Below are 13165 nucleotides of genomic sequence, written 5' to 3'. Positions count from 1 at the left end.
TTAATCAACAATTAGAATCGACGGAAAAACCCAAAGAGCTTAATCAAAAAAGTTAGGTTTATAGCAATGCTTTCAAAACGGGAAGAAAAGTTCCAGGCTGAAATTACCGGAAGATTGCCAGGATATCTAGCAATATTCAACTTTGCTGATGCGAAACGCCGCAACAGTCACTTAGGGCATCAAAAAGTAGACGAAGAGATAGCAGAATTTACTAAATTACTCGATCGAGCAGTAGGAAATACTGGTTACAGTATGAGGGTTGGGGGAGAAAAGTGGTTAGGTTTTTTTGCCACTAATCCCCTTGAATCTATGCAAAAATTACTTAATGATTTTTACCAAGAACAAGAGATTTTGGTAGGTTGGAAAAATATTGGTCGTAAAGATGGAATTCAAAAATCTCAAGTAGTAACAATTGACGGGAAAATTTATCGGGCGATGCGCTGCATCTATAAATATATTGAAAGAATAGAAGATTTTGAATTTATTGTTGAAGAATTGCTCGATAATGACTATGGTCTTCCTGTTAATATTCCTCACAAATTAGAAGATATTATCGGCAGTCCGAGAAGTCGTTGGGAATGCGTCAGTCAATATCCATCACAATCACCAAACTGTCCATTTTGTCAAGGTAATTCATTTGACTGGCAAGATGGGGATGGCAGCGTTTACGGTGGTGACGGTTTTTGTAACACTTGTGGTGCGGAAGTTTCTTTTTACCATGCTGATTAGCGACTGGGGACTAGGGATTAGGGACTGGGATTCTTTACAAATCAATCATTTTCTGAATTTACCAAGGTTACTTTTATAAAGAAAAAGGTAAAAGATGGAGTAGATTTCTCTTTTCTTTTACCTTTTCTTGGATTATTTTTTCCCAGTACCCAGTACCTAGTCCCTAGTCACAAATTACTCGTTATAAGCTGACATTGGTAGACAGGAACAGACAAAATTACGATCGCCAAAAGCATTATCAATTCTGCTGACAGGAGGCCAATATTTGTATTCTTTTAACCAAGGTGCTGGGTAAGCAGCTTGGGTGCGAGAATAGGGGCGATTCCAATCATCATTAATTAAAGTTTCTGCGGTGTGAGGTGCATTTTTCAACACATTATTTTCCGCATCAACTTTGCCTGTTTCAATCTCGGCAATTTCTTGACGAATGGCAATCATGGCATCACAAAAACGGTCTAATTCTGCTTTCGATTCGCTTTCGGTTGGTTCTACCATTACTGTACCTGCAACAGGCCAAGAAACGGTAGGGGCGTGAAAACCATAATCCATTAATCGTTTAGCGATGTCATCAACTTCTATGGCAGCAGATTTTTTGAGCGATCGCAAATCCAAAATACACTCATGCGCCACAAAACCGTTATTTCCCTTGTACAAAACCGGGTAATAATCTTGCAAACGACGAGCCATATAATTAGCATTAAGAATCGCCACTTTGGTAGCTTCTGTTAATCCTTCCCCGCCCATCATTGCGATGTACATCCAAGAAATTGGCAGGATACTAGAACTACCCCAAGGTGCAGCAGAAACCGCCCCAATACCTGTTTGTTCGCCAATTTTTACTACAGAATGACTGGGTAAAAAAGGTACTAAATGGGATGATACTGCGATCGGACCCATTCCCGGCCCACCGCCACCATGAGGAATACAGAAAGTTTTGTGTAAGTTCAAATGGCAAACATCAGCACCAAAATCTCCCGGACGACATAAACCAACTTGGGCATTCATGTTAGCCCCATCCATATAAACTTGCCCACCGTGAGAGTGAACTATTTCACAAATCTCCTTAATTTCTGACTCAAAAACCCCGTGAGTAGAAGGATAAGTCACCATTAAAGCGGCTAATTCTTTGCTGTGTTTTTCCGCCTTATTTTTCAGGTCAGATACATCAATATTTCCCTGTTCATCGCAAGCAATAGGCACAACTTTTAAACCACACATTACCGCACTAGCTGGATTTGTTCCATGTGCAGATTGCGGAATTAAACAAACATTGCGATGATTTTCTCCCCGATTTTCGTGATATTTCCGAATTACTAAAAGTCCGGCATATTCACCTTGAGAACCCGCATTTGGTTGCAAAGAAACTGCGGCAAAACCTGTAATTTCCGCCAACCATTCTTCTAACTGTTGGAACATTACTTGATAACCCCTAGTTTGAGAAAGGGGTGCAAAGGGGTGAATTTTGCCAAATTCTGCCCAAGTTACGGGAATCATTTCCGCTGTTGCGTTTAACTTCATTGTACAAGAACCCAAGGGAATCATTGAAGTTGTCAATGATAAATCTTTGGCTTGCAAACGATGGAGATAACGCAATAATTCGGTTTCCGAATGATATTGGTTAAAGACGGGATGAGTTAGATAATTACTACTACGAATTAAAGAGTTTTGAATTTGTTGAGGCAATTCATCAATTGCCCCGGCGAATTCAAGAGGTAATTCTTCTCCTAGTGCGAAGATTGCCCAAAGGTCTTGTAAATCTTTGATAGTGGTAGTTTCATCTAGGGAAATACCCACAGATTTGTGATCAAAAACTCGCAGGTTGATCTGCTGAACTTCTGCGGCTTGGAGAATTTCTGTTAAACTGCGACTTCCTAAGTCTACCCTAATAGTATCAAAGAAATATTCCCCAGTGATTTTGTAACCTAACTGCTTTAATCCTTCAGCCAAAAGGTGTGTTAACTGATGAATATTTTCGGCAATTCGCTTCAGTCCTGCCGCCCCATGATAAACCGCATACATACTAGCAATTACGGCTAGTAAAACTTGGGCAGTACAAATATTACTTGTAGCTTTTTCCCGGCGAATATGTTGTTCGCGAGTTTGCAATGCTAAACGTAAAGCTGGTTTTCCATTAGCATCTTTGGAAATACCAACTATTCTGCCTGGAACTTGACGTTTAAACTCTTCTTTGGTGGCAAAATATGCGGCATGAGGGCCACCATAACCTAGAGGTACGCCAAAACGCTGGGTATTTCCTACTGCAATATCAGCCCCGAATTCGCCTGGGGGAGTGAGTAAAGTTAAGCTTAAAATATCTGCGGCTACTGTGACTAATGCACCAACTTTATGGGCTTGTTCGATGAATTTTCGGTAATCATAAATTGTGCCATCGGTTGCGGGATATTGTAGTAACGCGCCGAAAATTGGTTGGTCAAAGGCGAAATTTTCATGGTTGCCAACGATGACTTCAATTCCTAAAGGATTGGCGCGAGTTTGGACGACTTCGATCGTTTGGGGATGGCAATCTTGAGAGACAAAGAAAGCTTTAGCTTTGTTTTTAGCTACACCATAACTCAAGGTCATGGCTTCAGCAGCGGCGGTAGCTTCATCTAATAAAGAAGCGTTGGCAATTTCCAAACCTGTTAATTCAATAATCATGGTTTGGAAATTTAATAATGCTTCTAATCTTCCTTGGGCAATTTCTGCTTGGTAGGGAGTGTAAGCTGTGTACCAACCGGGATTTTCTAAAATGTTTCTCAGAATAACAGGTGGGGTAATGCAATTAGAATAACCCATACCAATGAAAGAGCGAAATATCTGATTTTTGGAGGCAATTTCTTTTAAATTGGCAAGGGCTGCATATTCGCTTTGGGCGGGTGGCAATTGTAAAGGACGAGAAATGCGAATTGCTTGGGGAACAGTTTTTTCTATCAGTTCATCTAAGCTGGAAAGTCCAAGCAATTCCAGCATTTGTTTAATTTCTTCTGGGCTAGGGCCAATATGCCTGGTAGCAAAACTGTCTGTTTGTCCCACTTGAGGGCTAGACTTGGTAGAAGGGCTAGAAGTTGCCACTTAATGATTCTCCACAATTGACTTAATTAAGTTTTAACAAGTATTTGCGATCGAGGGGATGGGGAGATGGGGAGGTGGGGGGATGGGGAGATGGGGGGATGGGGGGATGGGGAGATGGGGAGGTGGGGGGATGGGGAGATGGGGGGATGGGGGGATGGGGGGATGGGGAGACAGAAGAAAGGAAAGTTTTGAGTTTTGAATTAATTAATTTCCCCTTGTCCCCTTGTCCCCTTGTCCCCTTGTCCCCTTGTCCCCACCTCCCCAGTCAAGAGTCCCCAGTCAAGAGTCCCCAGTCCCTACTCTCCTTCAACTTGGGCGCGATACTCGTCTGCGGACATGGCATCCTTTATTTCGTCGAGGTCGTCGATGCGTACTTTGAGTAACCATCCTTCGCCGTAGGGGTCTTCGCTTATTTCTTCTGGTGATTGAATTATTGCTTCGTTGCGTTCGACTACTGTTCCAGTAATGGGGGCTTTGAGGTCTTCTACTGCTTTTACTGACTCAACTGTTCCGAAGGATTCTCCTTTGCTAAGTGCGTCGCCAATTTCTGGCAATTCTAGAAATACGATGTCACCTAGTTGGTCTACGGCGAAGGCGCTAATGCCGATCGTAGCAATTTCGCCATCAACACGGATATATTCGTGGGTGTCAAGGTATTTCAGGTCATCGGGATATTCAAAGGTCATTTAATTTCCTCACAAAGATAGAGAATTTAATGATTTTGCAGTTGCATTTTAGGCAGAACTGACAGATCGTGGATATAGGTACAGATTATCGGGTTATTTCCCCTGAAGGCTAATTTTATCAGCCTGATTGTTAGCGACTGATTATGAATAAGAAAAATTTGAAAAAACTGCTAATAGGTGAGTTTTCTTTTTTGCGAGTTATGCGATCGATCATTTTTATCTATGCTTGTGTTGGCTTATATGCGTATTTTTTTAGCGATCGGATGATTTTTTTACCCCAACCATCTACTTACCAAGATAACAATCAAATTCTCAAGTTAACGACTAAAGATGGGGTAAAAATCTCAGCAATTTACTTACCTAATCCTCAAGCTAAGTTTACCATTCTCTACAGTCATGGGAATGCTGAAGATTTAGGCGACAATTTCCAGATATTAGAAGGGTTGCGAAACTTGGGATTTGCGGTTTTTGCTTATGATTATCGAGGATATGGTACTAGTCAAGGAAATCCCACCGAAAAAAATGCTTATAAAGATATTGATGCTGCTTATGATTATCTGACACAAAACTTAGGTGTAACTCCCAAAAAAATTATACTCTACGGTCGTTCTGTTGGTGGAGGGCCATCAGTAGATTTAGCGAGTCGCCAACCTATAGGAGGGTTAATTTTAGAAAACACTTTTGTGAGTACTTTTCGAGTAGTAACCCAAATTCCGCTGTTTCCGTTTGACAAGTTTAATAATATCGCCAAAATTAAAAAGGTGCGATCGCCAGTTTTAGTACTGTATGGCAAAGCCGATCGAGTTATTCCATATTGGCACGGAAGAGAACTGTTTGCTGCTGCCAATGAACCGAAGCGAGTTTTAGTTGTGGAAACTGCGGGACATAATGATTTTAAAGATGCAGCAGGTAAAGAATACGATCGAGCTTTGCAAGAGTTTACTAAATTAATTTCTCAGCAACAGTCAAAGTAAAAATGTACGTTGTTGCGCTGTCTTCGCTACTATGAGAGCGCTAAAGCGCAACAACGTACCTATAAAAATTACGCCTTATTCGGAGAACGATAAAAAGGCTTTTTCACTACTTTAGCGGGATAGAATTTGCCGCGAATTTCCACTTGTAATTCTTGACCGATTGTAGCTAAATTTGTGGGGAGGTAAGCTAGTGCGATCGGGCATTCCAAAGTAGGCGACCAACTTCCACTCGTCACTTCTCCCACCGTTTCCCCTTCATAGCTTATCGGATAACCTTGACGGGCAATATTACGCCCTTGCATTTGCAAAGCTACCAGTTTTCTTTCTACTCCCGATGCTTTTTGTTCTGCCAATATTTCCCGACCAATAAATTCGCCTTTTCTATCTAAATGTACCAACCAACCTAACCCTGCTTCTAAAGGCGTTGTACCTTCATTAATATCCTGCCCGTAAAGTGCCATTGCTGCTTCTAAACGCAAAGTATCTCTCGCACCTAGTCCACAGGGAACCACACCTTCTGCTAATAAATTACGCCACAATTCTACACCCACATTTGGGTCTAACATCACTTCAAAACCATCTTCCCCAGTGTAGCCAGTCCGGGCAATAAAAGCAGGTTTTCCTAATACAACACCTAATAAATGAGCGAAAGATTTAATCGAATTTAAATCTTCTTTAACAAATTTTTGCAGTTGGGAAATTGCTTGTGGCCCTTGTACTGCAATCAAAACTTTGTCTTGAGAAATATCTTGAAAATCTATTTCTGATGTTTCTAAATTATTCAACAACCAAGCTTTATCTTTTGGCGTAGTTGCAGCATTAACAATCATTACTCCCTGCTGCATTCCGGCTGCTTCACCCTGATAGTAAAAAATAATATCGTCAATGATTCCAGCTTCAGGATTTAATAAAACAGTATACTGAGCTTGACCAGGTTGTAAACTGCTTAAATCAGAAGGAACTAAGTTTTGTAATTGAGAAATTAAATTTTTTGCCTGCATGGTAAATTTGCCCATGTGGGAAATATCAAACATTCCCGATGCAGTTCTAACTGCTTGATGTTCTTGTGCTATTCCACTGTATTGAACAGGCATTTCCCAGCCGGAAAATTCCGTAAATCTAGCTTTAGATTCTAAAGCTAAATCAAATAAAGGAGTGCGAGAAACAGTAGCGGTTGTTGATTGATTACCCATTTTGGAGATTAAATTATTAGTGTTTAGCGAGAAATTATGAGTTATGATTTAAGTAAAGATCATAACTCATAAGTTACCTTAAAACAGGAGAATTAACAATTTTACTTCTGTTAAATTTGACAATTATTTGGTGACAAACTCTTCAGCAACTTTATCAGTTTTTGCTGCCATAATAAAATCGTTTATGTGCAGTCCACCGATCGAATGAGTCCACCAACTAACAGTTACTTTGCCCCATTCAGTGAGTAAAGCTGGGTGATGTCCGGCTTTTTCTGCTTTGTCACCCACTTTATTAGTGAAGGTTAAAGCTGTCATAAAATCGCGAAATTTGTAAACTCGCTTCAGACGTGCTTCACCCTCTTCTTCGACAATCTCCCAATCAGGAATTTGCGGCTTAAGTTCAGCAATTTCTGTATCACTTATGCGGGGTGAATTTCCTTCACAAGCAACACAATTTTTTTCTGCTAACTGTTCCATAGTTGTTTATCCCTAGTTTCACTTTTGGCACGGCTTAAGCAGTTACTTATTTCCCAGCAAAAAACATTTAGTAATAGAACAAGGTTGGTGTTAAAACAAGACAAGAGTGTAAGCTATCTTCGGGCGGGAAGCGAGTAATTCCGCTGTTCGCCATAATTTAGCTAAAACGTATCTCTTGTTACTTTAGCACAATTAGTTACGTCGCTGAATGATTAAACGCTGTATTGGTTCATAAGTAATAGTTTGGTCTTTTTGCTTTGTTTTTACCACACTCACTTCCACACCCGAAGCATCAGAATCAATTTCAAAACCACTACGAAAATAAACAGTTTGTCTTGGTTGAATAGGAGTAGCAAAAGTTAAACTATTAAATCCGCCACTAAATGTGTTTTTCCCTGGTGGATATTGCAAAACATAAGTTACTGGAATGTGTTGTATAGTTTGCCGAGAATTATTGGTGATACAACCTACGATGTATTCCTTGTTTTGGGGATCAGATTTATCTCGATAAAATAGCACTTTAGCAAAACCTAGTGGTTGTTCACGTCCCTGATTTACCCCGATTTTACACCAAGAAGCAGCATCAACATTGTTGCTACTTGGTACTTTCATTGTTAACTGAGGAACAGAAGGTTGTTCCGCAGAAATAACTGGTAGTTTATGCCATCCCAACAGACTCAGCAAAAAACTCGCTCCCAAAAACAGAAGATAGCTTTTCTTGACCATAGCAATCTATACCTAAATTCTATCTATTACTGCACAATAATATCTTTCTCTACCAATAGATATTAGACTTTTTGCCCAAGTCGGGCTAGTGTCAAAACAAGTTGTATTAACCATAATCAAATCATGGCGGAACCTTTACTTATTGTCGATGTCCAGTGCGGTTTTATTAACCAATTTACTCATCATATCCCCAAAAGAGTCGCTCGTTTGATTGAAAAAGATGAGTATGCACCGATGTTGTTTACTAGATTTCTCAACTCTCCAGATAGCCCTTATCAAAAATTACTCGATTGGCATAATTGTTCCGATCAACCAGAAACAGATATTGTCCCAGAATTGCAACCTTTTGCTAAACCAGAGTTAATTTTTTCCAAAGCTGGACTTTGTGGAATGCCAGATGAGTTATGTAATTATCTTCATGCTGAGGCTATTAAGCGAATTTTTATTGTGGGTATCGATACTGATATGTGTGTTTTGAAAATAGCAATGGATCTTTTTGATATTGGCATTGAACCAATAATTTTAACAGATTGCTGTGCTAGTACCGCTGGTTTACAAGCACATTTGGCAGGGTTAGCAGTACTCAGCAGAAATATTGGTGCGCCTCGACTAAGAGATGCTGGTTTAAGTGATGGGTTTTTGGCTGCACCTTAAAGTGTTTGGATCTGTAAATTGAAGTGCGATCGCACTATCACAACGTATCAGGATCTATTCCCTTTTCCCTCAATTTAGCAAGTAAATTTTCCCTGAGTTGTCGTTCTTGTTCTAAAAGTTCTTGGGAATGGGAAAACCGATTTCCCTCGCTATCATACCAATACAACCATTCTCTCCTCCATCCTTCATAAGTTCCCATTTCTCGTCCAATTCCTAAACCAATTTCTGCCATCCAAACTGGTTCACCTGATAATCTTTGATAAACGCCATTTACCAACTTATGCACTTCAAAAGCATCACCATGTCTACTATGATAACGACCAGAGTCGTAAATTACATAATACAAAACTCCTAATTCAGCGTAATCTATTTTCTTCTGGTTGTACTCGCCTCTGTAAGTATTAGAAACTACTTCTAATACTAAGATTGGTGCTACTTGGTTTTCTCGTTTTAGGATATAACTTAAACGTCCATTTTTTCCTGAAAAACGCTCTACTCCTAAACTGAGAAAACCATCAGGGACAATTGCAGGTCGATCGCTTGCGTAGTAAATTCCCATATCTACACCAAAAAACCAATCTTGTCGATTAGACCAAATTAAACACAAGATTGATAACAATAAATTGGGTACTAAATTTTGTAGTTCGTTGTCCACTGGAGTTTCGTCAGATTCAAGAAAATATTCGGTTTCTAATGATTCTGATGGCAATGGATTATACTGTACCATGACCTTTCTTTTTAGTGAGTTCTTCAATGTAGATTTTAGCTAAAAATTTTTGGTTTGTTGTAGGTGCTGTCTTCGCTCAAGCGCTTACAACAAACCCACTGGTTTTTGTAGGTGCTGTCTTCGCTCAAGCGCTTACAACAAACCCACTGGTTTTTGTAGGTGCTGTCTTCGCCCAAGTGCTTACAACAAACCCACTGGTTGTTTGAGAGGAATTTTAATTACAAATTCTGTGCCTTTTCCAGGTTCAGAAAAACAATCTAAAGTTCCATGATGTTTTTCGGTGATAATTTGATAACTAATAGACAGTCCCATTCCTGTTCCTTTGCCAATTGGTTTAGTAGTAAAAAAGGGATCGAATAGGTGAGATTTTACTTTTTGAGTAATTCCTGGCCCGTTATCTGATAAGATAATCATCACTTGATTGTTTTCTATAATTTTGGTGTGAATGCTAATTGCCGGATTAACTAATATTTTGGCATTGTAGGCATCTTCTAAAGCATCGATCGCATTAGCAACAATGTTCATAAATACCTGATTTAATTGTCCGGCGTAACATTCTACCAAAGGTAAATCGCCGTATTCTTTAATAACTTTGATTTCTGGTCGATCGGGTTTTGCTTTTAAGCGATTTTGCAAAATCATCAAGGTACTATCAATTCCTTCATGAATATTTACCTCTTTCATTTCCGCTTCATCCATGCGAGAAAAAGTTCTTAAGGAAGCAACAATTTTCTGAATTCGATCTGCGCCTACTTTCATGGAATTTAAAAGTTTGGGCAAATCTTCTGTGAGAAAATCTAGCTCGATCGCTTCTAACTCTGCTTGAATGTCAGGATGAGGATTGGGATAATATTCCTGATAAAGTTCTACCAATCCCAACAAATCTTGAGTATATTCCTTAGCGTGACTCAGATTGCCAAAAATAAAGTTAACTGGGTTGTTAATTTCATGAGCAACTCCAGCAACTAATTGCCCCAAACTAGACATTTTTTCACTCTGCACTAATTGAGTTTGAGTGCGGCGTAATTCTTGTAAAGTTTGCTCTAAATCTTCTGTCTGTTTTCGCAGTTGTGCTTCCGACTCTTTTAGGGCTTGTTCCGCTCGTTTTCGCTCTGTAATATCTTCAGTAATTGCTAATAAATATTTGGCTTGCCCTAACTCATCTAAAATCGCTGTTTTCTTGGTTCGTAAAATGTGATTTTCCCCTTGGATTAGGGCATCTTCTTCAGAAATATCTATAGTTTTACCGCTGGCTAATACTTGCCGATCGATATTGATGAAAAATTCGGCTTGTTCTTTGGTGAATAAATCATAATCATTCTTGCCTAAAACTTGGTCTGCACTCAGTCCAAATAACTGTGACGCAGCTTGATTAAAAAACGCAAATCGCAACTCTTTTGCTTCTTTAGCAACTACAGCTACAGGCAAGTTACTAAGTACAGATTCGAGAAAATTTTTGGTTTGGTAAAATTCTGTTTCTGCACGTTTGCGATCGGTAATATCTTGAGCAAATCCCAGAACTGCGTAAACTTCTCCATTGTCATCATAAAGAGGAATTTTCCGCACATCCACAATCCGAATACCTTCAACTGTTGAGCTTATTTCCAAAGGATTACAAATAGTTTTTCCTGCTAAAACCTCTAAGTCATCGTGGCGAAATCCTCGAATTCCTGCTTCTGAATTGCCAAAAACTACCTCCTCTGGATAACCTAATTCCAGTTCATTTTTGCCTAAAATCGACTCTGAGGTAGTACCAATGGCAGTAGCAAAACTTTGATTTGCTAGAAGGCAGCGAAAATTGCGGTCTTTGACAAAAATCCAGTCTGAGGAAGCATCAATTATAGACTGCAAAAGTTGGCGCGATCGCTTTTCTCTCTGTTGTGCTTGGGCAAGTTGCTGTTCTAATTGAGCAATTTGCTCTTGGAGATGTTTTAGTTCTGGCGATCGTCCTTTAGAAGATGTTGTTACTGAACTCATAAAAAACCTGCTCTACTATAATTCAACTTAAGTGGATAAAATCTTTTAGATTTTGCATCGCTATCGCAAGAGAATATGTCTTACCAGGAAAAGCATTTACCGTTCAAGCTCTTGCCAATGGTTGTACTTATTATTCCCAGAAATAATGATATTAATGTACAGTATCTAAAACATTGGGTTCTATTCCGGGCGATCGCGCTATTCATTCCTCCATCATTTCTTTAACATACTCTAACCTTAGATAGATGTTAAGTTTAAAAAAGATGTATTTTCCAAATTACAATGAAAAAAGATAACATACAAGCCGGAAATTGCTATTTATGTTTAGCAAAGTTAACACTTACTTAAGGGAATTCTCGTAGGAGTAGATATTATTACTTAAAAATCAGCAACAATTGATAAGAGTTTTAATTACAGTTACTTAGAAACTAATTAATTCACTTTTATTTTAGGCGATCGCAATTCTAGCTTGGTTGGTGAGTGCGATCGCGAAGGATCGCACTCACGCAGAATCGCAATTACCCCACATTGAGCAATTCATTGAGTTTGTTCTTCAAATCTGACGATACCATTAGTGGCTGATAAACTTCTCCTTGGTATGGTTTCCAGACATATCCTGAACTGAACGATCGAAAATCTGATGGCGCTCCAAGTAACTGCCAAATTGTTTCAGCTAAAACTAACCCCGGAAAAGATGGGGAAGAAGTGTCTTCAAGCAACTCACTATAAGTTCTAAATTCGTCTACTTCTAAACCAACCAAAGCATAGCGAAAAGTGGGAGCAAAACGTAAATGTTGATATAGCAGAATACCGACTTCTGTCATAATATAAGCGGTTTCTGGTGTGTTTATTCCCACTTCACTGATACCAGTTGGAGTAACTCGACACCACCAATTATCCTCGATATCTTGAAAAATTCCAGTTTGACATTGGGATTGGTTATTATTGGAAAGAATCCAAGAAACTCGATCGAAATAATCAGAAAACTGCTCGGCGGCAGTCTGTTCTTTACCACACTCAGCTGACAAACTAAAGATCCATGACATTGCTGTTCTCCTGTTGATTGCCTCGACTCATTTAACTTTTTCCCAATCGTTTTGAGTGTTTGCCAGTGCTGCTTCGTACTTCTCTAACAACATTGTAGTTCTGGGCAGGATACTTACATGAGTTGCGCTATCCTGAACTGCTTCCAAATCTCCGGTGATTTTGCTATCTTCAATTTGCCAGAGGGGATCTTTATTGGAAGGATGAAGCGATCCCTAAATTCGACTTTTTGCATTTAAGATAGATACTAGACTAAAAAGATAAAAGACTATGTTTAAGAACTCACCAGTTATTAGTACGTCCCCTGAAATTATGGGTGGGACTCCGGTTTTTGCTAACACAAGAGTTCCGGTGCAGACACTCTTTGATTATTTGAAAGCAGGAGAGTCAATAGATGATTTCCTTGATGGATTTCCGACAGTAACTAGAGAGCAAGTTATCGAATTACTAGAAGAGGTTGGAAAACAACTTGTTAGTATGGTGGCATAGCATGAAACTTCTTCTAGATGAGTGCATCGATCGCAAACTTGCGAGAGAATTTATAGGCTACGAGGTAAAAACAGTTCCGCAGATGGGATGGGCGGGAACAAAAAATGGACAACTTCTTACTCTCGCATCGGCAGAATTTGATGTTTTTATTACAGTTGACCGTAATCTTTCATTTCAGCAAAATTTGCCAGAATTTGACATAGCGGTGATTGTTTTGCAAGCATCATCTAACCGCTTGGCGGATCTGAAGCCTCTGATACCAAAGATTTTAGCAAATTTGCCTACAGCAATTAAGGGACAAGCTGTAGTCATCAGCACATAGCGGTAAAAGTTGGCAATGCCCACCCTGCTGCTAGCTGTTTTATTTTATGCGATCGCAATTCTAGCTCTGTTGGTGAGTGCGATTTGCGATCGCGA

Annotated in this window: 13 protein-coding genes and 1 pseudogene; 5 read left to right on the top strand and 9 right to left on the bottom strand. The window is 39.5% G+C overall.

All coding sequences use genetic code 11. The features are described from left to right. Positions 1–66 precede the first annotated feature (66 nt). Positions 67–729 (top strand): hypothetical protein, encoded by a 663-nt coding sequence (locus ACE1CI_RS10425; RefSeq protein ID WP_413264058.1) that lies wholly within the window; start codon positions 67–69, stop codon positions 727–729. 174 nt (positions 730–903) lie between these two features. On the opposite strand, the gene gcvP is transcribed toward ACE1CI_RS10425, so the two are convergent. Both gcvP and gcvH read right to left on the bottom strand, forming a co-directional pair. Beyond that, entirely contained in the window at positions 904–3801 is a 2898-nt protein-coding gene (gene gcvP, locus ACE1CI_RS10420; RefSeq protein ID WP_413264057.1) for an aminomethyl-transferring glycine dehydrogenase, read from the bottom strand. A 296-nt stretch (positions 3802–4097) separates the two neighbouring features. Then, a complete protein-coding gene (gcvH, locus tag ACE1CI_RS10415; protein WP_413264056.1) occupies positions 4098–4487 on the bottom strand; it encodes a glycine cleavage system protein GcvH in 390 nt (129 codons plus the stop codon). Positions 4488–4630: 143 nt separating this feature from the next. Between gcvH and ACE1CI_RS10410 the strand changes: the two genes are divergently transcribed. Further along, complete coding sequence (locus ACE1CI_RS10410; protein WP_413264055.1) at positions 4631–5461, top strand: alpha/beta hydrolase; 831 nt, start codon at positions 4631–4633, stop codon at positions 5459–5461. Positions 5462–5529: 68 nt separating this feature from the next. Here ACE1CI_RS10410 and gcvT read toward each other — a convergent pair whose 3' ends face one another. The 3 genes from gcvT to ACE1CI_RS10395 all read right to left on the bottom strand — a co-directional run bounded on the left by gcvT (position 5530) and on the right by ACE1CI_RS10395 (position 7857). Beyond that, positions 5530–6654 carry a glycine cleavage system aminomethyltransferase GcvT gene (gcvT, locus tag ACE1CI_RS10405; protein WP_413264054.1) on the bottom strand — a complete coding sequence of 375 codons (1125 nt, stop codon included), beginning with the start codon at positions 6652–6654 and terminating at the stop codon, positions 5530–5532. A gap of 123 nt (positions 6655–6777) precedes the next feature. Next, positions 6778–7131 carry a 4a-hydroxytetrahydrobiopterin dehydratase gene (locus ACE1CI_RS10400; protein WP_413264053.1) on the bottom strand — a complete coding sequence of 118 codons (354 nt, stop codon included), beginning with the start codon at positions 7129–7131 and terminating at the stop codon, positions 6778–6780. A gap of 192 nt (positions 7132–7323) precedes the next feature. Next, entirely contained in the window at positions 7324–7857 is a 534-nt protein-coding gene (locus ACE1CI_RS10395) for a hypothetical protein (protein ID WP_413264052.1), read from the bottom strand. A gap of 123 nt (positions 7858–7980) precedes the next feature. Between ACE1CI_RS10395 and ACE1CI_RS10390 the strand changes: the two genes are divergently transcribed. Beyond that, on the top strand, positions 7981–8511 hold the full coding sequence (locus tag ACE1CI_RS10390) for a cysteine hydrolase family protein (protein ID WP_413264051.1): 531 nt from the start codon (positions 7981–7983) through the stop codon (positions 8509–8511). A gap of 37 nt (positions 8512–8548) precedes the next feature. Here ACE1CI_RS10390 and ACE1CI_RS10385 read toward each other — a convergent pair whose 3' ends face one another. The 4 genes and pseudogenes from ACE1CI_RS10385 to ACE1CI_RS10370 form a co-directional block, all read right to left on the bottom strand. Next, positions 8549–9238: a Uma2 family endonuclease gene (locus ACE1CI_RS10385; RefSeq protein ID WP_413264050.1), complete on the bottom strand. Its 690-nt coding sequence runs from the start codon at positions 9236–9238 to the stop codon at positions 8549–8551. 180 nt (positions 9239–9418) lie between these two features. Further along, a complete protein-coding gene (locus tag ACE1CI_RS10380) occupies positions 9419–11215 on the bottom strand; it encodes a PAS domain-containing sensor histidine kinase (protein WP_413264049.1) in 1797 nt (598 codons plus the stop codon). A gap of 518 nt (positions 11216–11733) precedes the next feature. After that, entirely contained in the window at positions 11734–12261 is a 528-nt protein-coding gene (locus tag ACE1CI_RS10375) for a hypothetical protein (RefSeq protein WP_413264048.1), read from the bottom strand. A gap of 27 nt (positions 12262–12288) precedes the next feature. Beyond that, positions 12289–12459 (bottom strand): annotated as a pseudogene (locus tag ACE1CI_RS10370) (Tse2 family ADP-ribosyltransferase toxin); the annotation flags it as partial. Positions 12460–12529: 70 nt separating this feature from the next. Between ACE1CI_RS10370 and ACE1CI_RS10365 the strand changes: the two are divergent. Both ACE1CI_RS10365 and ACE1CI_RS10360 read left to right on the top strand, forming a co-directional pair. Beyond that, the gene (locus tag ACE1CI_RS10365) at positions 12530–12748 is read left to right on the top strand and encodes a DUF433 domain-containing protein (RefSeq protein WP_413264047.1); all 219 of its coding nucleotides are present in this window, start codon (positions 12530–12532) and stop codon (positions 12746–12748) included. Between the two features lies 1 nt (position 12749). Continuing rightward, complete coding sequence (locus ACE1CI_RS10360; RefSeq protein ID WP_413264046.1) at positions 12750–13070, top strand: DUF5615 family PIN-like protein; 321 nt, start codon at positions 12750–12752, stop codon at positions 13068–13070. Positions 13071–13165 lie beyond the last annotated feature (95 nt).

The organism is Floridaenema flaviceps BLCC-F50, assembly GCF_041929275.2.
GTDB lineage: Bacteria > Cyanobacteriota > Cyanobacteriia > Cyanobacteriales > Aerosakkonemataceae > Floridanema > Floridanema flaviceps.
This window is presented reverse-complemented; position numbering and strand designations above follow the sequence as displayed.

Excerpts from the sequence above, each read along its gene's own strand:
- ACE1CI_RS10425 (WP_413264058.1), top strand. The coding sequence starts at position 67 with ATGCTTTCAAAACGGGAAGAAAAGTTCCAGGCTGAAATTACCGGAAGA.
- gcvH (WP_413264056.1), bottom strand. The coding sequence starts at position 4,487 with ATGACCTTTGAATATCCCGATGACCTGAAATACCTTGACACCCACGAA.
- ACE1CI_RS10410 (WP_413264055.1), top strand. The coding sequence starts at position 4,631 with ATGAATAAGAAAAATTTGAAAAAACTGCTAATAGGTGAGTTTTCTTTT.
- gcvT (WP_413264054.1), bottom strand. The coding sequence starts at position 6,654 with ATGGGTAATCAATCAACAACCGCTACTGTTTCTCGCACTCCTTTATTT.
- ACE1CI_RS10400 (WP_413264053.1), bottom strand. The coding sequence starts at position 7,131 with ATGGAACAGTTAGCAGAAAAAAATTGTGTTGCTTGTGAAGGAAATTCA.
- ACE1CI_RS10395 (WP_413264052.1), bottom strand. The coding sequence starts at position 7,857 with ATGGTCAAGAAAAGCTATCTTCTGTTTTTGGGAGCGAGTTTTTTGCTG.
- ACE1CI_RS10390 (WP_413264051.1), top strand. The coding sequence starts at position 7,981 with ATGGCGGAACCTTTACTTATTGTCGATGTCCAGTGCGGTTTTATTAAC.
- ACE1CI_RS10385 (WP_413264050.1), bottom strand. The coding sequence starts at position 9,238 with ATGGTACAGTATAATCCATTGCCATCAGAATCATTAGAAACCGAATAT.
- ACE1CI_RS10380 (WP_413264049.1), bottom strand. The coding sequence starts at position 11,215 with ATGAGTTCAGTAACAACATCTTCTAAAGGACGATCGCCAGAACTAAAA.
- ACE1CI_RS10375 (WP_413264048.1), bottom strand. The coding sequence starts at position 12,261 with ATGTCATGGATCTTTAGTTTGTCAGCTGAGTGTGGTAAAGAACAGACT.
- ACE1CI_RS10365 (WP_413264047.1), top strand. The coding sequence starts at position 12,530 with ATGTTTAAGAACTCACCAGTTATTAGTACGTCCCCTGAAATTATGGGT.
- ACE1CI_RS10360 (WP_413264046.1), top strand. The coding sequence starts at position 12,750 with ATGAAACTTCTTCTAGATGAGTGCATCGATCGCAAACTTGCGAGAGAA.